Below are 17640 nucleotides of genomic sequence, written 5' to 3'. Positions count from 1 at the left end.
TTCACCGCTTTGGGTATCGTTCGGCGGCAGGGGCTGCGTAATACTATCATTTCCTACTTCGGACTAGGGCTGGGGTTCGTGAACACCACGTTTCTGCTGCCACGGTTTCTGGAGCCGGGGCAGTTGGGCCTCACGCAGGTACTGGTGAGCATCGCTACCATTTACGCGCAGCTCTCGGCCTTCGGATTTGCCAGCGCAGGCATCCGGTTCTTCCCCTATTTCCGCGATGCCGAGCGGCGCCACCACGGCTTTCTACCGTTGCTGCTGGGTGTACCGTTGCTGGGCTTTGGGGTGATGACGGCGTTGTTTTTTCTCGGCAAGCCGCTGCTGCTCAGCCTCTACACCGAACGAGCCGCCATAGCCACTTACTACCCCTGGATAGCCGTACTGGCCCTCTTCACGCTGCTCTATTCCTTGCAGGACGCTTACCTGAAAGGACTGTACCACACAGCGTTTTCGTCGTTTTTGCAGGAGGTGCTGCTGCGCATACTAATTGCGGGCGTAGCCTTGCTGTTTGGGCTGGGCTACCTTTCCTTTCCGCAGTTTGTACTGGCTTATCTGGGGGTGAATAGCGGACTTACGCTGCTACTAACCGTCTACCTTGCCTATATTGGGGAGCTGCATTTGCAGCCTACGCGGGAGGTACTGCGCGTGCGGCCAGTGCGCGAGCTGTTGGGTTTTGGGGCGTTTGCGCTGCTCTCCAATATTTCCGGCACCGTTATCACCACCATCGATGCGCTAATGCTGGGCTCCAAGGAAAGTTTAGCAGCGGCAGGCATTTACGCCATTGCCAGCAACATCAGCATTGCGTTGGTTATTCCTTCGCGGGCGCTCAACAAGATTGCGTTTCCCCTGCTGGCCGATTATTGGAAAGACGAGGACCTACCGCGCATGGCGGCTTTCTACCGCAACACCACGCGCTTGCTCACAGTGCTGGGCTGCTGGTTGGCGTTGGGTATCGGCCTGAACTTGGACTTTATTTACCACTTGATCCACCGGCCAGCCTACGCGGCGGGCACGGTAGCGGTGCTCCTACTCTTGGGAGGTCGACTATTAGACAGTATCACCGGCCTCAATGGACTAATTGTCGTTACCTCCCCGCGCTACCGCTACGATCTGATTTTTAATGCGTCGCTGGCACTTGCTACGGTCGGATTGAACCTGTTGCTAATTCCTCGCTTCGGGCTGACAGGCGCGGCAATGGCGGCCCTACTTTCCTTGGCGAGTATCAACCTGGCGCGCACATGGTTTGTGTGGCACAGCTACCGTATGCAACCATTTACATGGCGAATTGCTGGGGTTCTCGTGGTTGCGGTAACAGCTGGCGCGGCGGCGTGGGCGGTGCCTTTCGTGCATTCCTACCTCCTCACGATGCTCTTGCGCTCTGCGGTGCTCACGGGGCTGTATGGGGGCTTGTTATTGGCACTGGGCTTGGTGCCGGAGGCCGGGCCGTGGCTACGCAAGCTGCGCGGCCGCTGAGTTTTGCGGTGTTCAGCCGCTCTTTCATTCCTATTTTATCTGGAATGCGATGCTTCGCTTCTTCTGAAATACTACTCTTCTACTCTGTCATTTCTTAATCGGATAGGCACTCATTACCTTCGCCCTACCCTTTCATCTCATCAACCGCCATGTCTACTACGCCTACCCTGCAAGAACTGGAAAAACAAGCCGCCGCTACTGCTGCCCTCCGTTGGGTGCGCGACGGCATGCTGGTAGGCCTGGGCACGGGTAGCACGGCGGCGCCTTTCATTCGGGCACTGGGTGAGGCAATGCGCACCGGCCAGTTGCGGGTGCAGGCCACAGCTACCTCCGAAGCCAGCGCGGCCCTGGCCCGCGAAGTAGGCATTCCGCTGGTGCCGCCCCAACGCGGCATGCGCTTCGACCTGACAGTGGATGGGGCCGATGAACTGGACCCACAGCTGCGCCTGATTAAAGGCGGCGGCGGGGCACTGCTCCGCGAGAAAGTATTGGCTACGGCCTCCAACTACCTCCTGATCGTAGCCGATTCGTCGAAAGCGGTGTCGCAGTTGGGCAAGTTTCCGCTTCCCTTGGAAGTGGTGCCGTTTGCCCTACCCTGGGTGATGGATGCCGTGGCGAAGCTGGGTGCCAACCCTGTGGTGCGCGTCAGCAAAACCGACACCACGCAACACGTGCTTTCCGACCAGGGCAACTTGTTGGTAGACTGCCACTTTAATCAGATCAGCGACCCACAACAGCTCGCCACGCAACTCAAGACTATTCCTGGCCTGGTAGAACACGGGCTGTTTTTGGGTCTGGCCAACGCCGCCCTGGTAGCCTGCGGCGAGCAAGTGCAGGTACTGCAAGCCGGTGCAACGCCGGTGCCCGTAGCATCTTTCACCGACTTTCCGGGGTAGCAGGAAAACGGATAGTAAGAAGTTGCCGCGTCTTATTATACAGCTACCCCCGAGAGTGCAGATGCAGAAAGCGACCCAGGAGAGCGAAACTTTACCTCTCGTAGCCAAGCATACGCCGACTCCACATCATCGAACGTGACTACCACAGGGCCATCTATCTGATACATAGCAACGTTAGTCCAGAACTGCGTTTCTATGTTGGGCGAGTACGTCCAGGCAAGGTATTCGATGGTGGACAGCTTTATGCGTGGTAGGCACTCCGTTGCCAACCACGAAGCCACTTCCGGCGACAGGCTGGTAACGCTGGTATTATCATTGAGCACGCGCACGTAGTTTTTCCGCAGAAAGCACCGTGCCACGGCTATGCAGCCCTCCTGAACCGATTTTCGGGTCAGGTCGCCTTGCCAATCCAAGTACAACCAATCATTCTTCACATCGTGGAAAACAGAAAGGGCTGATGTAGTAGCGAGTAACTGTAGATGCATAGGGTGGATGTAGGGTGAGAAAAGTAGCGGAGAGCAGCAAACACGTTTAGAATAATTTGATTATCGCCTCTTTTCAGGATCAGAGCAAAAGGCAGGCCTTTAATACAAGTTTTGTTTCGCGCTTGCGTGCAATAAAGCAATATAACAGTAGAATAAAACAAGTAATAAGCAGAATTTACCCGCAGATGCAGCCTTTTGCTTTTTTGTTCCATTCTAATATAGAAGACAAAATTTTATACCACTTGTAAATCCACCCATAACTTCTACTTCGTAGGTATAGGCCTCATAAAAAAAAGCACTCTCGTGGCCCAGTCCAAACCAGCCGTAGAAAATCTGTTCCAAAATGAAATTTATTTAGAGGCCATCCTGCGCCAGCAGGCGCAGCAGATGGTAGGGCGCCCTGGCTGGCCTGATACAGTGGCCGCCATCTATCAGTGCTTGCTCAATCAGATTGAAGCCGATGTATCGGCTGGCCCTTGCCCGCGCTAGTCAGCGGCTGGCTCTCTAGCTCCTTCAACCAACGCAGGCGGTAGCAGTTACGAGCCGTGCTCCCCAGCTGTTCTAAGAGTTTATAGTTAGCAACTGCGCCCACCGCAGCCCCTACCACTGGGAGCAGCTGTGCCAGCTTGGCCAAATCAATATAATCCCGGTACTCCTGCTGAAACGTACGCCAATCGAACTCAGCCGCTGTAGGTGGTAGCGTTTTCGCATACGCATCCCAACCGGCCAACCGGCGATACACTGCGTTGCGCGTATGCTGACTGGAAAACGTGAGCTGAAAGATATGGAGCAGGTAGAGTCGCTCGGGGTACGCACGTACATCGTGCCCGTAGAATGCCGCTATATCGAACAACAGCTTCAGCTTAATCCCCAACAGCAACGGAAAATCGGCTAGCCCGAGCAAAAATCCGCCGGCGCCCGTGGCAGCACCTTCCACGGCAGCCGCGTGGCGATAATGCCGAATGCGCTTATCTACCACCGTTTCCCGCTCCTGCAAAGAGGCCGCCAGCAATGGCCGACGCGTAATGTACGTAGAGCCCGCCAACACGCCGCGCACCATGTGCTTGATGGTGGCTGTCACAGCCTGATGCACGCGCTCGGGCAACAGGCCATTCAGCCGGGTTTGTACACGGTGCGTTAGTCGGTTCAGCCAGGAGGGCGGCCGTTGCATCCGTTTCTGCCACGCTTGCAGCTCGGCGTAAACTTGCTTTTCGTAGGGCGTCATCGTCATATAGCCGTCCGTTGGGTTCTCTGGCTATATACGGACGCGGACCTGCGCGGGCCGTGGCGCTCTACCCTCGCAACTGGTAGATGCGCTCTATTATCTCCACTACTTTTACGCCATCCGAGGCGTTTGTCACCACATCGGCGGGATGCTTTACTGCCTGCACGATATCGTCAATCACCTGCACGTGGTTGGCGGCGCTACCCTGGTAGGCGCCGTAGTGGTTGGCTGGATTAGTAGGCGGCAATGGGGGCAACTCATAATTGCGCAGGTGACAGGCAGCCACCTGATCCAGATATTGGCCGCCCAGGCGTACGCTACCGTGCTCGGCTACCACGGTCAGGGAGCTTTCCAGGTTCTGGTCCCACACGGCCGTGCTGTATTGCAAAGTACCCGCGCCACCGCGCACCAAGTCAAACGTCACCAGCCCTGAGTCTTCGAACTCTGTGAGCGTTTGATGGTTGAAATCGTGAAAGCGGGCCGCGATGTTGGTGATGTCGCCGAACACCCAGTAGAGCAAGTCTACGAAGTGGCTGAACTGCGTGAACAGCGTGCCGCCATCCTGCGCCTGCGTGCCGCGCCAACTGCTAGGCTGGTAATAGCGGGCGTCGCGGTTCCAGAAGCAGTTGATCTGCACGAGGTATATCTGCCCAAGGTGACCTTCCTCGTAGATCTGTTTCAGCCAGCGGGCAGGGGGCGAGTAGCGGTTCTGCATCACCCCAAAAGCCAGCCGGCCTACCCGAGCGGCAGCATCTACCACGGCCTGAGCATCGGCGGCGTGCAGGGCCAGGGGCTTTTCTACCACCACGTGCAAACCGTGCTGCAAACCAGCCAGCGCCTGCGGTGCGTGCAGGTGATTAGGCGTAGCTATGGTCAGCACATCGGCAGCGGGGCCGACCGCCAGGTAGGCATCCAGCGACGCGAAAAACGGTACGTCGGGAAACTCAGCCGCTATCGAGGCCGGCAAGGCCGGATCGATATCGATGAGGGCAACCAAGTGCGCACCGGCCTGTCGGGCAACCAGCGCCGCGTGGCGGCGGCCGATGTGCCCCACTCCACAAACAGCGAAACGGACGGCGGCAAGAGATTCAGCCAACGGGGTGTAGGAAAGAAGCCAAGGAGCCGCAAGCTGCAAAAAAAACGTGGGGTTTTGCACGCTCGGCCCTACCCCACATTTTTGCGGCTACCTCTTTGGTAAGTGCCTACCATCTATAGAATGAATAACCGCAAACCAAGCAGCCGCTTACAGTAGCTTCTGTAGCTCTAGGAAGTTGCTATTACTCACCGTTTTGCCTGTGCAACCAAGCCGCTGGGCGCTTTTTTGAATGTTGATGACGCGTGAGCCAGGGTTGGGGTGCGTGCTCAGAAACTCGGGCGTACTGCCTCCCCCTTGCTTTTCAGCCTTGATGAAAAAGCCCGCTGCACCATCGCAGGAGTAATAACGCGTGCCGTTGAGGTAGATAGTGGAATACTTATCCGCTTCCGTCTCGAAGCCCCGGCTGAAGCGCAGCTGGCCCAGCCCGGCGGCAATCTGCGCCAGCTGCCCCGGATTCTTACCCAGCAAAATATTGGACAGTAAGCTGATACCGAACTGCTGCTGCAATTGCTGAATGCTGTGGCGCCGGTCGGCGTGCGCAATTTCGTGGCCCAGCACGCCCGCCAGCTGATTTTCGTTGTCAAGGAATTTAATAAGTCCCGAAAACACGTAGATGTGGCCGCCAGGCGTGGCAAAGGCATTCTGCGTGGCGTCGTCCTTGATGATTTGCACATCCCACGGGAACTGCTTGCGGTACTTGAGGTTGCCATTATCGAGCACGCGATTCACAACGCCATCCAGCAATTGATAGGCGCGTTTGTTTTTGCTGCGCTCCAGCAGTTGGCCCTTGGCGCGGTAAGTGGAGTCGGTTTGCTGAGCTACCTGGGCGCCTAGTGCAATATCTTGCTGAACAGGCAGCAAAATAAAACCCTGTTTGGGCTGATTGACGGCAGCAACTGCTACCACCGAAACGATGGAGAGAGGCAACCAGAGCTTAAGGAAAGAGCAGCGCATTGCGAAAAAGAAAAGAGGACTAAAGAGAGGTGAGTAGTACGAAGCAAAGAAAAAATGGTGCCAGCTCCACTCACCACGCTTCTCTCCTATTCTGCTTCACTTATGTTCACTTCTCAAATCAACAGTGCCCAATACCCCAAGTAAATAATCGGCAGCAGACTACCCCAAAAAGCCACTACTCCCCAGGCCGTTAGCGGCTTCCCGGCTAACCGACGACGTACCAAGGCTACTAGCCACCCGCAAAAAGGCAGCACCCAAAGCACGAGCAACAGCATCATAAATGGTATGAGCAAGGCCATACTACAGTGAGGTGTTGCGTTCCGAACAGGCATTGCGTGTTGATAAAACCACCTAGCATACCCTACTACTACGCTTGAAAGCACGAGCGTTACAATTAAGTAAATGCCCTCTTGATAACGCCACCACGGTTGCCTAACCATTTTTACGCTTAATCCGGCGTATGTCCTTCCAGTAACCCAGCCCGAACCGTTTCGGCAATATAGTCTACCTGCTTCTCCGTCAGGGTAGGGTGCACGGGTAGCGCCAGCACCGTGCGGCATAGTTGTTCTGCTACCGGAAACTGCCCTGTGTGGTAGCCCAGGTAAGCATAGGCTGGCTGCTGATGCACTGGCAACGGATAGTACACCGCTGTAGGCACGCCATGCAGGTGCAGGTAGGCCCGCAGCTGGTCGCGGTGGGTTTCGGTGGGTAGGGTGATGACGTATTGGTGGAAGGTATGCGTACTCTGTGGGTCGCGGGCAGGCGGATTTATCCCCGGCATATCCGCGAAAATCGCATCGTAGCGGGTGGCTATCCGCTGGCGGGCAGTAGTCCAGGTGGCAAGGTAGGGCAGCTTCACGCGCAGCAGCGCCGCTTGCAGCGTATCGAGGCGGGAGTTGAGGCCAATGTGTTGGTGGTGATACTTGCGCACCTGGCCGTGGTTGGCAAGCTGCCGTAGCAACTCAGCCCGTGCCGTGTCGTGGGTGAATAAGGCGCCCCCGTCGCCAAAGCCCCCAAGGTTTTTACTGGGAAAAAACGACGTGGTCCCTACCTCCCCTACCGTACCGGCCGGCCGCACCTGCCCATTGCCGAACATGTAGGCAGCGCCAAGGGCCTGCGCATTGTCTTCGAGCAAGGCTACCCCATGTTGGTCGGCTAGTGCCCGTAGTGCTTCCAGGTTGGCGCATTGCCCAAACAGGTGCACCGCCACGATGGCACCCGTGCGGGGCGTGAGGGCCGACGCTACAGCTGCTGGATCTAGATTGAACGTGCCGGGCAGCACATCGGCTGCCACTGGGTGTAGGCCCAGCACGGCGGCGGCTTCCAGGGTAGCCACGTAAGTGAAAGCCGGCACAATGACCTCCGCGCCGGGCGGGAGTTGTAGGCTCATCAGGGCCAGTTGCAGGGCGTCGGTGCCATTGGCGCAGGGTACTACCGCGGCCCCTTCCAGCTGCTGGCTTAGCTCGCTGGCAAAGGCTGCTACCTCGTTTCCCTGGATGAAATCGCCTGCCGTTAGCACTCGCTGGCACGCGGCGAGCAGGGCAGGTTGCAAGGGCGCGTGTTGGGCCGCGAGGTCCAGAAAGTGAATCGGTAGCATAGCTGGCAAGTTAGTGACGATCAGCCAGCCACCGGCACGCCTGTGTCTCGTCTATTCGCAACCCTTATCTATCTATCAGCGTTAAAATTAGCTAATCCCATCGGGTTCAGCACCCTACCAGGCGACTGAGCCGCAACCCTCACTCCTATGCTGAAAAGAACTTTCTCCACCTCTGCTCTCGCTGCCAGCCTATTGCTGGGCGGCCTTACGTTCACGCAGGTTAGCTGCACCGAGAACCAACAGAAAGAAGTGTCGCAGGAAAGCGACCAAGCCTATAACGATTTCAAAAGCTTCGTTGACGAAACGGAGATGAAAGCGCAAAACGTTGCCAACGAAACCGAAGCCGACTATGAGCGCGAAACTGCACAACTGAAAGCCGATTACGATACCAAAGTAGCCGTCGTAGACCGCTACGCCGACAGCTACGACGACCAGCGCAAGCAGGAGCTCGACCAGCTACGCAGCCGCTACACCACGGCTTCGGATGCCCGCACGACCGCCTGGACCAGCCGCCCCGCCGTATCTGCCGATGGTAGTGCTACCGTGGCGACCGATGGTACAAGCGTTAAAATGGGCAAATATTACAAGCCCATGACGTCGGAAATTGCTGTGATGACGCCGCAAAATGCCCAAGCGAAGTATAACGCCTTCGTAAACATGGTGGACAGCAATAAGTCCAGCTACGATATCGACGATTGGAACAACATCAACGCTGACTGGCGTGCCATGGACGCCCGTTACGACCAAATTAAAGACCAAATTTCGGCTACCGATAAGCGTCAGATTGCCGAGGAAAAAGGCAAATACGCGGCCTTCAAGTCAGTGGATAAAACCAAAATCCGAGCGGAGCAAGGTGCCAACGCGGTAGCTAACACGGCCGAAGACGTAGCGCATGGTGCTAAGGAAACAGGCAAGGACATTGGGCAAGGCGCAGCCAAAGTAGGCAAAGACGTTGGCCAAGGCGCCAAAGAAGTGGGTAAGGATATTGGCCAAGGAGCAGCCAAAGCCGGTAAAGCCGTAGGCGGTGCCGTGAAAGGCGTGTTTAATGGTAAAGAAAACGAATAGTTCGTTTTCTTTTGCTAAGTTCTAAAGGGCCGGCTGCTTATGCAGCCGGCCTTTTTTTGTGTCTTGCTTTCTCCACCCTGGTCAACTCTTGTAGCACCCAATACAGCTTTAGCAGATCGAAATACACTAGGCGGGGCGTGGCCGAGCATAGGTTGGCGTGCAGGTAGGGGCGTAGGCGCCGAAGTAAGGCAGCTACTGGCCGGCGCAGGCCTACCCGTTGCAAGCGTAGAGCCGTGCGTAGCAACTGACTATCGGCCCCTACACCATCTTTGTGGTACAGCAGCACCAGATTATAAACCGCTGCCCGCGACTTGCGCAGAAATGCAGGTGCCGGGTCCAGCCCGTCGTGCACCACGGGGTTGTCGAGGTGATGAATGGAGATGCCGGCTTGAGCCAGTTGCCACCCCAGCTTGCTGTCCTCGTGGCCGTAGCGGGTCAGGGCTTCATCGAAACCGAATAGCCGGAACACTTCGGCCCGAATAAGCAGATTGCTCGGAATAAGCTGGGCCGGCGGTAACAAGCGGCGGCGGGCGGCGGGCAGCGCTTCCCGCTGCTGGGTGTAGTACCAACGCAGACGCAAGGTGGGCTCGGTGGGCAGACTAGTGGCGCAGGTGATACCGCCTACCACCACCGACGCCAATGCCCGGGTGTCGTCGTAGCGGGTCAGAAACTGTGCATCGGGTAGCAGAACATCATTGTCGAGCATCAATAGCCACTCGTGGCGGGCAGCGGCGGCCAACTGGTTGCGGATGGCCGCGCGGCCTACGTTGCGCGGAAGCTCGTTGTAGCGCACGTTGGGCAGTAACCCCAATGGGCGGTTTTCAGCCTGGATTTCGGGTCGGGAGGCATCGTCTAGCAGGCATATCTCGACTGGTCCGTCCCAATCAGGCAGCTGCATACGCAGCTGCTCTACCAGCGGCGCCACCGCCCGGTTATACACCGGAATCAGGATAGACAGACTGGTTTTCAATTAAAAATTAAGAAGTAAGAATTCTTTTTTCGCCTACTCCCCTGTTTGAAAAGCAGCAGCCGTGGAATCTAGCAGCTGGCCGTCTTGGCAGCGCAGCACACGGCGCGGGTATTGCTGAATAATCTGGTAGTTGTGCGTAGCCATGAGCACGGCCGTACCAGCATTGTTGATTTCCACGAACAGGCGCATAATGCTGTCGGCCACGTCGGGGTCAAGGTTGCCGGTGGGCTCGTCGGCCAGCAATAGTAGGGGCTCGTTGAGCAGAGCGCGGGCAATGACTACGCGCTGCTGCTCGCCTCCAGAAAGCTGGTGCGGCATTTTACCAGCCGCATTGGCCAGCCCTACCCGCATCAGCACCTCCGAAATGCGTTGCTTCTTGCGGGCTTTGCCCCGCCAGCCGGTGGCATTCAGCACAAATAGTAGGTTATCGGCCACTGAGCGGTCGAATAACAATTGAAAATCCTGAAAAATGATACCCAGCTTACGGCGCAGGTAGGGCACCTTGCTGGCCGCCAACTTCTGCAAAGGGTAGTCGACCACGGCAGCCATGCCGCCGCCTAGCGGTAGATCGGCGTAGAGGGTTTTCAGCAGGGAGCTTTTGCCCGAACCAGTGCGTCCTACCAGGTAGGCAAACTCTCCCTTGCCCAGTGTGAACGTCACGCGCTGCAACACGGTATTAACGTCTTGCATAATATAGGCATCGTGAAGCTCAACAACGGCGGACATAAGAAGCAAAAGTTAAAAAGACAGCGTTTGGACGTATTCACGCTCTCTCTGAGAGTTCAAAAAAAAGCAGTTTACTACACTGCGCAAGTTACACCTCCAGCTTTTGCAGTTTCCCAAACGAGAGGCCTTCGATAACGGCAGCCAGCGGTTCTTCTTTGCCAGCTAGCCCGTAGCGGTGCAAGTCTTTGAGGGGTCGGTCGGCACGGAAGTAGGCAATGAGCACAAATTGCTCGTCGCGCAGCTGGATATAATCCGGAATTTTCGCCTTGCCTTTTACTTTGATGATATACATGAGGAATGACTGGCTGAATAGCTGACTCTACCGGTCTGGCAGTGATACGCTTACTTTCACTGCGGCGTTCTGTTCCTACCCGCCGGAAAGCAACAATGCCCCAAAGCTACCGGTTTGCGCGGTATGGCGCTACGGGGCGTTGGGGCAAGGACAAAAAAAAGCGAGCCAAAATCGCACCGCTCAACCGCCTACCCTTGCTACCTTCCGGTCCTGGGGGAGTTCAGCAGGAGCTGGTCGTTCTGACTCGCCGGTGCAAAGATACGCACACTATCCGGTTTTGCTGCGCAACAGGGCAATATTTTCTTCGCAGCAAGCCCTCTTAGCGCGCAGTAGCCTGATTGTCACGCTGAAAAAATGCTAATTATAGCTAGTTGCGCTTGCCTTTGCCGTTCCAGTCCTTGTACGCCTTCTTGCCTTGTTTGCGCAGTTGCTTCTTGTATTTGTCGATGGGGGCCAGCGACACAACAGCTTCTCCTGCTTGGGGTACGTCGGCCTGGTTTTCCTCGTAACCGGCACAGTTCACGATCAGCACGGGCTGGGGTTGCCGGGTGGTCAGCAAAAACATGCCTTCTTTGTTGGTAATGGCCGTATTGTCGCGCTGGTCGCCGCGCACCAGCACTGTTGCTCCGGCCAGCGGCGCCCCGGCTATGGTCGTTACCTTACCCGTAAGGGTGTAGGGTGCGCGGGCAGTTTGGCTGGCCTGCGCCCGTGCTGGCACCGTGCTAAAGCTGCTCAACAGGAGCAGAAAAAAAAATACAAGATAAGCGGGGCGGGAAATTGACTTGGAGAAGGAACGCATGTGAAATGGGGTAAGCAGGTAGCACAATGAACTGATATTAAATGTATTATTCCTGCATGGGGAATCCTATACGCCAGTTTACGTACAGATCAATTATTTTCTGATTAGTTACCAAATTCTGCGCCAGCTATGCAATCGTTCCATTCTGCACAGTACCTTTGAGCCCATGCCCGAACAGATTCTGATCCTCGATTTTGGCTCTCAGTACACGCAGCTCATCGCGCGACGCATTCGCGAGCTGAACGTCTACTGCGAGATTCATCCCTACACCCACGCCCCGCTCCTCACAGAGGATATCCGGGGCGTTGTGCTTTCTGGCTCGCCCTGCTCCGTGCGCGAGGCCGATGCTCCCAACCCCGACCTGAGCGCCTACCTGGGCCAGGTGCCGGTGCTGGGCGTATGCTATGGCGCGCAACTGCTGGCCCACCAGAATGGCGGCGAGGTGCTGCCCGCCACTATCCGGGAGTATGGCCGCGCCCGCCTCACGCATATCAACCAGCACCACCGGTTGCTGCACGGCCTGGAGCCCGGTTCGCAGGTGTGGATGTCGCACGGCGACACCATCAAAACCCTACCCGACGGTTTCCTGGCTATTGCCGGCACCCCCGACGTGCAGGTAGCTGCCTACGAAATTGAAGGCCAATCGACCTACGGCATTCAGTTTCACCCCGAGGTGACGCACTCCACCGACGGCAAGCAGCTGATGAAGAACTTTGTGGTGGACGTGTGCGGCTGCCAGCAGGACTGGACGCCCGAGCACTTCGTGGACGCGATGGTGACGGCCCTCCAAGACACCATCGGCGAAACCGATCAGGTGATTCTGGGCCTCTCCGGCGGCGTCGATTCGTCGGTGGCGGCGTTGCTGTTACACCGCGCCATTGGGCCGCGCCTGCACGGTATCTTTGTGGATAATGGCCTGCTGCGCAAGGATGAGTACGAAGGCGTGTTGGAGGCCTACAAAGTGCTGGGCTTGAACGTGCGCGGCGTAGATGCCTCGCAGGAGTTCTACGCCGCCCTAGCCGGCCTCACCGACCCCGAGCAGAAGCGTAAGGCCATCGGCCGCACGTTTATTGAAGTGTTCGACCGCGAGGCGCAGAAGGTGGAAGGCGCCCGCTGGCTGGCACAAGGCACTATCTATCCCGATGTGATTGAATCGGTATCGGTGAAGGGGCCAGCCGTGACCATCAAGAGCCACCACAACGTGGGCGGCCTACCCGAAAAGATGAACCTGAAGATTGTGGAGCCGCTGCGGGCTTTGTTCAAGGACGAGGTACGCGAGGTAGGCGACGCGTTGGGCCTGCCCCACAACATCCTGCACCGCCACCCCTTCCCCGGTCCCGGCCTGGGCATCCGCATCCTGGGCGACATCACCCCGGAAAAGGTAGCCATCCTGCAACGCGCCGATGCCATTTTCATTGATGGCCTGAAGGCGCACGGCCTCTACGAGAAAGTATGGCAGGCCGGTGTGATGCTCCTCCCCGTGCAAAGCGTGGGCGTGATGGGCGACGAGCGTACCTACGAGCAGGTAGTGGCCCTACGCGCCGTAACGAGCGTGGACGGCATGACGGCCGACTGGGCCCACCTCCCCTACGACTTCCTGGCCGAAGTCAGCAATAAAATCATCAACCAGGTGCGCGGCATCAACCGCGTGGTGTACGACATTAGCTCCAAGCCACCGGCTACCATTGAGTGGGAATAGAAGGTGAGGTTGTGAGATGGTGAAATTGTGAGTATATAATGATAGAAGGCCGCTGGTAGGGTACCAGCGGCCTTTCTTTGCTTACTATGTCTTCTATTTCTCTCCTACCTCCAGCAACATCTGGCCGCTGTATTCATAGAAGATGGTGTCTTGCTTTTTGTTCCGAGTGAGGTCTTGTATGAATAATTGTAGCTGTATTTGGTCCTTGGCTGCCTGCAAGTGCAATGGACGGTCTATACCCTCGTTTCCAGAACCGTACACATGCGCTAATGAATCAGCTAGGGTGCCAGGTGAGAGTGTGAGCTGCGTTTGCCAGCGGTGGTCGGCTTGCCTTTGCTCCAGCAGCAATTGTCGGCCACGGGCGTGAGTGCGCAACCGGAACGCCCCTTTTTGCGTGGCAACTTCAGTCAACACACTGTCTTTTTGCAAAGCATAGCGATATGATTCCACGCGTCCAAGCCAGTAACGCCCTTGACCTAAGTCGTGGTGCTCGGCGCTGTTATAGAATCTGGCAGTCTGTTGCTCGTTATCAGCAGTGGTATACTGGCTGGTACGCGGCACGCCACTCACCGCAAACGGCTGTTCCTGGTACCATTGACGTTGCTTCCACTCATCCTGCTGTTGTAGTGAATCGGGCAAACTGAGGGAAGCTGCGAAAAACGGCTGTAGCTGCGTGGTAGCCTCACGGTCGGCGAAGAACTCGAAGATGGACGTAATGCGCTGCCGGACTTGCAACGACAGTTTTGGCACGCGCTGCCCCGCCCCGTCCAGCTTGCCATCCTTCAGCAAGCCATATTCCGCGCTGATTTCGCGCAGTTGGTTCAGCTGGCTGCGCTGGGCAACGGCAAATGCGCTCCACGGTCCGGCGGCCGACAACAACGCCACCACTGCCAGCGAGGCCGGAATCCAGATGATGCCCTGGCCGCGCCGCACCAGAAAGTATACGGCCATGCAAAACAGCCACGCCGCCAGCACCAGCACAAAGTACCGTTCCTCGGTGATGCCGTAGTCGCGGATGCGGGTATCGATGGCCACAGCCAGCAGCCCCAGCAACGGAAACAGAGCCCGGTAGAACCAGCGCGCAAACGTGCGAATCCAGGTGTTTTCGGCGGCGTGACGGATGGGGTGAATCAGCAACAAAGCAAAGATACCCGCCACCGAAAACGCCAGAATCAGTATCGATACCCAGCCTTTGGGCAGCGTCCAGAGTACCACAATACGGCCCAGGTAGGCGTACAGAATAACCAGGTAGAGGACTACCAGCGGCAGCAGCACAAACTGCGTGAATAGCTTCAGTCCTTTTGGGTAGGGGGCTGTCTGCTCCAGCTCAGCAAAGTTGTGCGGTATGCCGGCCAGGAAAAACCACGTATTAAACACCGTCGCCAGCGTCACAAACAAATAGCCATAGATGTGCTCATCCAGCTTGACATCGAACAGATTATCAATAGCGACCAGCGCCAGCGCACACCCCACGAAGAGCACCCCAGAGTAGACGCCGGCCAGCAGAATGCGTAGAAACAGCGTTTCGTTGTAGCGCCAGAAGCCGGGCGTATCGGCCGAGCGGCGCAGTTCGGGCAGGTAGGGACCAGCGGCCGCGGCTAGGTGCATGCCCAGCAACAGCAGCGCCAGCCGCATGCCCCATTCCAGGTTGGGCTGCGCGGGCGCCAGCGCGTACCACAGAACTAGTAATGCTACTACTCCGACCTGCGCCCCCCAGCGCCTCGCCGGCCGCCACCCCCACCGCTCAGTAGCTAGGGCAACCGCAAGCGTACTCGAAAGGCCCAAACCAGCCGCGGAAAGGACCGGGAAAAGCCACTCCAGCTTTTGCTGTTCTTTGTAGTCAAGATGAATGACGTAGATGCCTACCCCGCAAAGCACAAACGCGCAGAGCAAGGTAAGTGGAAAGCGGCGCACCACCCGCACCGCTTCGGCGGCCAGGTGCTGGAGGGAGGGTAGTTTCACGGGGTAGGGATAAAAATAGCGACAATGCAATATAAGCGGTTGCTACCGTGTAGCCGTCTGCTTTCCTACCTCCTCTCAATGAAAGCAGCCCTTTTGCACAGCCGACAAGTGGCTGTGCAAAGGGGCTGCTTTCTAATGTTAAATCCGATTGTCATCCTGAGCGGAGCGCAGGACCTTATTACGCAAGAGCAACAAACGTAATAAGGTCCTTCACTCCGCTGCGCTCCGCTCAGGATGACAACCGGTTTACTTCTTGGCTTCTACCGGCCACTGGTAGGTAAACTTATCGTTGATGGGTGCGCCGAAATAGTTCACGTTCAGCAGGTCCAGGCGCTTCTTGTGCACGTCGAGGCGGCGGTTGAAGTCGGCGTAGTTCTTATCCTTTTTGGAAGTCCAGCCCACCTCGGCCAGGGCAGTAGCGCGGGGAAATACCATGTACTCCACGTACTCGGGCGTGAGCATATACTCGGTCCAGACGTTGCCCTGCACACCGATAATATGCTTGGCCTGGGCTGCCGTGAGGCTATCGGGGGTAGGCTCGTACGAATACGACTTTTCGGTGGTGAGGAAGCCGCCGATAGCGATGGGCTGGGTTTTAGGGTCGGCCTGGTAATGGTCGAGGTAGCAGAACTCGCCGGGCGTCATGATGGCGTCGTGGTTTTGACGGGCGGCGGCCAGGCCACCCTCGGTGCCGCGCCAGCTCATTACGGTGGCGTTGGGCGAGAGGCCGCCCTCCAAGATTTCGTCCCAGCCAATCATGCGGCGGCCTTTGCTGGTGATGAACTTGTCGATGCGGCGGATGAAGTAGCTCTGCAACTCGTGCTCGTCCTTGAGGCCTTCCTTACGCATCAGTTCCTGGCAAAAGCGGCTTTCCTTCCACTGCACCTTGGGGCACTCGTCGCCGCCGATGTGGATGTACTTGCTCGGGAACAGGTCCATTACCTCCGTCAGCACATCTTCTTCAAACTGAAACGTTTGCTCGCGCGGAAACAGCACGTCCTCAAACACGCCCCATTTGCCGGTCACGGGCACAATCTTGTCGGGGTTGCTGCCCAGGGCGGGGTAGCCCGCCAGCACCGACACGACGTGGCCGGGCATTTCAATCTCGGGCACCACCGTCACGAAGCGTTTCTGCGCGTAGGCAACCACGTCGCGGATTTCGTCTTGGGTGTAGAAGCCGCCGTAGGGCTTATCGTCGAACTTGTTGTCGGCGTAGCGGCCAATCATGGTGTGGTCGCGCTTGGAGCCGATTTGCGTTAGCAGCGGGTATTTCTTGATTTCGATGCGCCAGCCCTGGTCGTCGGTGAGGTGCCAGTGGAAGGTGTTCTGCTTGTGCAGGGCTATCAGATCGATATACTTCTTCACGAAGGTCACCGGAAAAAAGTGGCGGCTCACATCGAGGTGCATGCCGCGGTAGGCAAAGCGCGGCTGGTCCTCGATGGTGCAGCACGGCACAGCCCACGTGACACCTGCCACCGGGGTAGGGCTGAACACTTCCACCGGCATCAGCTGCAACAACGACTGCATGCCGTAGAACAGCCCCTGCGGCTCGCTGGCCGTGATGGTAATCTGCTTGGGCGTCACGCGCAGCTCGTAGCCCTCGGCGCCCAGCTTGTTCTTCTTATTGAGGTCGAAAAAGATACCCTGTTTGGCGGAGCGCTTGCCGGTGGCAATGCTGGGCCGACGACCGGTAGCGGTACCCAGCTGCTCGGCCAGCAACTCGGCCACTTGGTGCATCTGCGCATCGGTTTCAGACACGGTAATGGTGAGGTTGGCAGGCAGCGCGAAGGTGCCCGTCTGCTCGCGCAAGTGCGTGGGCTTGGGAATGATGGCGTAGCGCGCCGACGACTGGGCGCAGCTTAGCTGCACAGAGAACAGCGCCACAAGCAGTAGCAAAAGAGAAAATCGCATAGAGTAAGGTGCGGTTGTAAGAAAAGAGCGCCCTAGTATACAGCCTTTTGCCGACACTACCCATTTTGGCGCCTACCCCAGCAAGGCTTCTACCTCTAGCAGCAAGGCCGTATTTTCCAAGATTTCGTGCAGCTGCTCCAGCTCCTGCCAGCTGAGTACCAGGGCCATACGCTCGGTGGGGGTGCGCAGGGCAATGCAGCGGGCTTCCGGGTCACGGTAGGCGGAGTAGTTGCGCTCGTGCTCCTCCTCAATAAAGCGCCGAAACTCCTGGAACTCTGCCGTGGTAGCTACCAGTGCCAGGTTGCCAAAGCACAAGTGCAGGTGCCGAGTGCGCGGGCACCGCAGACAGTAGCCAAATGCGTTATGATGAAAGAACTGCGCCATACGCAACGTGAAAAAGTACGCGAGCTAGATCGTGAGTGAGAAATCAAATCTATTTAGATTATTTCTAAATAAAAAACGCAAACTTTTCTGTCCCCTTATT

At 57.1% G+C, this 17640-nt stretch carries 18 protein-coding genes and 1 other RNA gene; 5 read left to right on the top strand and 14 right to left on the bottom strand.

Annotated elements, in window-relative coordinates; genetic code table 11:
- Positions 1 to 9 precede the first annotated feature (9 nt).
- Together J4D97_RS01315 and rpiA are read left to right on the top strand one after the other, a co-directional pair.
- Entirely contained in the window at positions 10 to 1479 is a 1470-nt protein-coding gene (locus J4D97_RS01315; RefSeq protein WP_208306037.1) for a lipopolysaccharide biosynthesis protein, read from the top strand.
- 149 nt (positions 1480 to 1628) lie between these two features.
- Positions 1629 to 2375: a ribose-5-phosphate isomerase RpiA gene (gene rpiA / locus J4D97_RS01310; protein WP_208306036.1), complete on the top strand. Its 747-nt coding sequence runs from the start codon at positions 1629 to 1631 to the stop codon at positions 2373 to 2375.
- Positions 2376 to 2410: 35 nt separating this feature from the next.
- Here rpiA and J4D97_RS01305 read toward each other — a convergent pair whose 3' ends face one another.
- Positions 2411 to 2860, bottom strand: coding sequence for a hypothetical protein (locus tag J4D97_RS01305; RefSeq protein ID WP_185283214.1), 450 nt, complete (start codon positions 2858 to 2860; stop codon positions 2411 to 2413).
- Between the two features lie 303 nt (positions 2861 to 3163).
- Here J4D97_RS01305 and J4D97_RS01300 point away from each other — a divergent pair, with 303 nt between their 5' ends.
- Positions 3164 to 3349, top strand: a complete 186-nt coding sequence (locus J4D97_RS01300; RefSeq protein WP_185283213.1) for a hypothetical protein — start codon at positions 3164 to 3166, stop codon at positions 3347 to 3349.
- Here the strand turns inward: J4D97_RS01300 and J4D97_RS01295 are convergent.
- The 5 genes from J4D97_RS01295 to J4D97_RS01275 form a co-directional block, all read right to left on the bottom strand.
- On the bottom strand, positions 3303 to 4091 hold the full coding sequence (locus J4D97_RS01295; RefSeq protein ID WP_347879311.1) for an EcsC family protein: 789 nt from the start codon (positions 4089 to 4091) through the stop codon (positions 3303 to 3305). The two genes, J4D97_RS01300 and J4D97_RS01295, sit on opposite strands and share 47 nt — an antisense overlap.
- A 61-nt stretch (positions 4092 to 4152) precedes the next feature.
- The gene (locus J4D97_RS01290; RefSeq protein WP_208306035.1) at positions 4153 to 5181 is read right to left on the bottom strand and encodes a Gfo/Idh/MocA family protein; all 1029 of its coding nucleotides are present in this window, start codon (positions 5179 to 5181) and stop codon (positions 4153 to 4155) included.
- A gap of 147 nt (positions 5182 to 5328) precedes the next feature.
- On the bottom strand, positions 5329 to 6135 hold the full coding sequence (locus J4D97_RS01285) for a M48 family metalloprotease (protein WP_208306034.1): 807 nt from the start codon (positions 6133 to 6135) through the stop codon (positions 5329 to 5331).
- 113 nt (positions 6136 to 6248) lie between these two features.
- The gene (locus J4D97_RS01280) at positions 6249 to 6434 is read right to left on the bottom strand and encodes a hypothetical protein (protein WP_185283210.1); all 186 of its coding nucleotides are present in this window, start codon (positions 6432 to 6434) and stop codon (positions 6249 to 6251) included.
- A gap of 149 nt (positions 6435 to 6583) precedes the next feature.
- Positions 6584 to 7732 (bottom strand): DegT/DnrJ/EryC1/StrS family aminotransferase, encoded by a 1149-nt coding sequence (locus tag J4D97_RS01275; protein ID WP_208306033.1) that lies wholly within the window; start codon positions 7730 to 7732, stop codon positions 6584 to 6586.
- 147 nt (positions 7733 to 7879) lie between these two features.
- On the opposite strand from J4D97_RS01275, the gene J4D97_RS01270 reads away from it, so the two are divergent.
- Positions 7880 to 8797, top strand: coding sequence for a DUF6565 domain-containing protein (locus tag J4D97_RS01270; RefSeq protein WP_208306032.1), 918 nt, complete (start codon positions 7880 to 7882; stop codon positions 8795 to 8797).
- Between the two features lie 37 nt (positions 8798 to 8834).
- On the opposite strand, the gene J4D97_RS01265 is transcribed toward J4D97_RS01270, so the two are convergent.
- From J4D97_RS01265 to J4D97_RS01245, 5 genes are all read right to left on the bottom strand, one after another.
- Positions 8835 to 9767 carry a glycosyltransferase family 2 protein gene (locus tag J4D97_RS01265; RefSeq protein ID WP_208306031.1) on the bottom strand — a complete coding sequence of 311 codons (933 nt, stop codon included), beginning with the start codon at positions 9765 to 9767 and terminating at the stop codon, positions 8835 to 8837.
- 33 nt (positions 9768 to 9800) lie between these two features.
- Complete coding sequence (locus J4D97_RS01260) at positions 9801 to 10493, bottom strand: cell division ATP-binding protein FtsE (RefSeq protein WP_208306030.1); 693 nt, start codon at positions 10491 to 10493, stop codon at positions 9801 to 9803.
- A gap of 88 nt (positions 10494 to 10581) precedes the next feature.
- Complete coding sequence (locus tag J4D97_RS01255) at positions 10582 to 10785, bottom strand: fructose-6-phosphate aldolase (RefSeq protein ID WP_185283205.1); 204 nt, start codon at positions 10783 to 10785, stop codon at positions 10582 to 10584.
- 154 nt (positions 10786 to 10939) lie between these two features.
- An RNA gene (gene ffs / locus J4D97_RS01250) (signal recognition particle sRNA small type) lies at positions 10940 to 11036 on the bottom strand.
- A gap of 116 nt (positions 11037 to 11152) precedes the next feature.
- Positions 11153 to 11584, bottom strand: a complete 432-nt coding sequence (locus J4D97_RS01245; RefSeq protein WP_208306029.1) for a carboxypeptidase regulatory-like domain-containing protein — start codon at positions 11582 to 11584, stop codon at positions 11153 to 11155.
- Between the two features lie 166 nt (positions 11585 to 11750).
- On the opposite strand from J4D97_RS01245, the gene guaA reads away from it, so the two are divergent.
- On the top strand, positions 11751 to 13283 hold the full coding sequence (gene guaA, locus J4D97_RS01240; RefSeq protein ID WP_208306028.1) for a glutamine-hydrolyzing GMP synthase: 1533 nt from the start codon (positions 11751 to 11753) through the stop codon (positions 13281 to 13283).
- A 93-nt stretch (positions 13284 to 13376) separates the two neighbouring features.
- Here the strand turns inward: guaA and J4D97_RS01235 are convergent, their stop codons facing one another.
- The 3 genes from J4D97_RS01235 to J4D97_RS01225 form a co-directional block, all read right to left on the bottom strand.
- A complete protein-coding gene (locus tag J4D97_RS01235) occupies positions 13377 to 15245 on the bottom strand; it encodes a DUF4153 domain-containing protein (RefSeq protein ID WP_208306027.1) in 1869 nt (622 codons plus the stop codon).
- Positions 15246 to 15491: 246 nt separating this feature from the next.
- On the bottom strand, positions 15492 to 17156 hold the full coding sequence (locus J4D97_RS01230; protein WP_208306026.1) for a beta-N-acetylhexosaminidase: 1665 nt from the start codon (positions 17154 to 17156) through the stop codon (positions 15492 to 15494).
- Positions 17157 to 17228: 72 nt separating this feature from the next.
- Positions 17229 to 17540 carry a DUF6686 family protein gene (locus tag J4D97_RS01225; protein WP_208306025.1) on the bottom strand — a complete coding sequence of 104 codons (312 nt, stop codon included), beginning with the start codon at positions 17538 to 17540 and terminating at the stop codon, positions 17229 to 17231.
- Positions 17541 to 17640 lie beyond the last annotated feature (100 nt).

Origin of the sequence: Hymenobacter defluvii, from assembly GCF_017589435.1 — a bacterium.
Classification (GTDB): domain Bacteria; phylum Bacteroidota; class Bacteroidia; order Cytophagales; family Hymenobacteraceae; genus Hymenobacter; species Hymenobacter profundi.
Note: the sequence above shows the minus strand (reverse complement) of the source record. Positions and strands in the feature narration are given on the sequence as shown.

Coding starts and splice junctions, on each gene's coding strand:
- rpiA (WP_208306036.1), top strand. CDS start 1,629: ATGTCTACTACGCCTACCCTGCAAGAACTGGAAAAACAAGCCGCCGCT.
- J4D97_RS01305 (WP_185283214.1), bottom strand. CDS start 2,860: ATGCATCTACAGTTACTCGCTACTACATCAGCCCTTTCTGTTTTCCAC.
- J4D97_RS01295 (WP_347879311.1), bottom strand. CDS start 4,091: ATGACGATGACGCCCTACGAAAAGCAAGTTTACGCCGAGCTGCAAGCG.
- J4D97_RS01285 (WP_208306034.1), bottom strand. CDS start 6,135: ATGCGCTGCTCTTTCCTTAAGCTCTGGTTGCCTCTCTCCATCGTTTCG.
- J4D97_RS01280 (WP_185283210.1), bottom strand. CDS start 6,434: ATGGCCTTGCTCATACCATTTATGATGCTGTTGCTCGTGCTTTGGGTG.
- J4D97_RS01275 (WP_208306033.1), bottom strand. CDS start 7,732: ATGCTACCGATTCACTTTCTGGACCTCGCGGCCCAACACGCGCCCTTG.
- J4D97_RS01270 (WP_208306032.1), top strand. CDS start 7,880: ATGCTGAAAAGAACTTTCTCCACCTCTGCTCTCGCTGCCAGCCTATTG.
- J4D97_RS01260 (WP_208306030.1), bottom strand. CDS start 10,493: ATGTCCGCCGTTGTTGAGCTTCACGATGCCTATATTATGCAAGACGTT.
- J4D97_RS01255 (WP_185283205.1), bottom strand. CDS start 10,785: ATGTATATCATCAAAGTAAAAGGCAAGGCGAAAATTCCGGATTATATC.
- J4D97_RS01245 (WP_208306029.1), bottom strand. CDS start 11,584: ATGCGTTCCTTCTCCAAGTCAATTTCCCGCCCCGCTTATCTTGTATTT.
- guaA (WP_208306028.1), top strand. CDS start 11,751: ATGCCCGAACAGATTCTGATCCTCGATTTTGGCTCTCAGTACACGCAG.
- J4D97_RS01230 (WP_208306026.1), bottom strand. CDS start 17,156: ATGCGATTTTCTCTTTTGCTACTGCTTGTGGCGCTGTTCTCTGTGCAG.
- J4D97_RS01225 (WP_208306025.1), bottom strand. CDS start 17,540: ATGGCGCAGTTCTTTCATCATAACGCATTTGGCTACTGTCTGCGGTGC.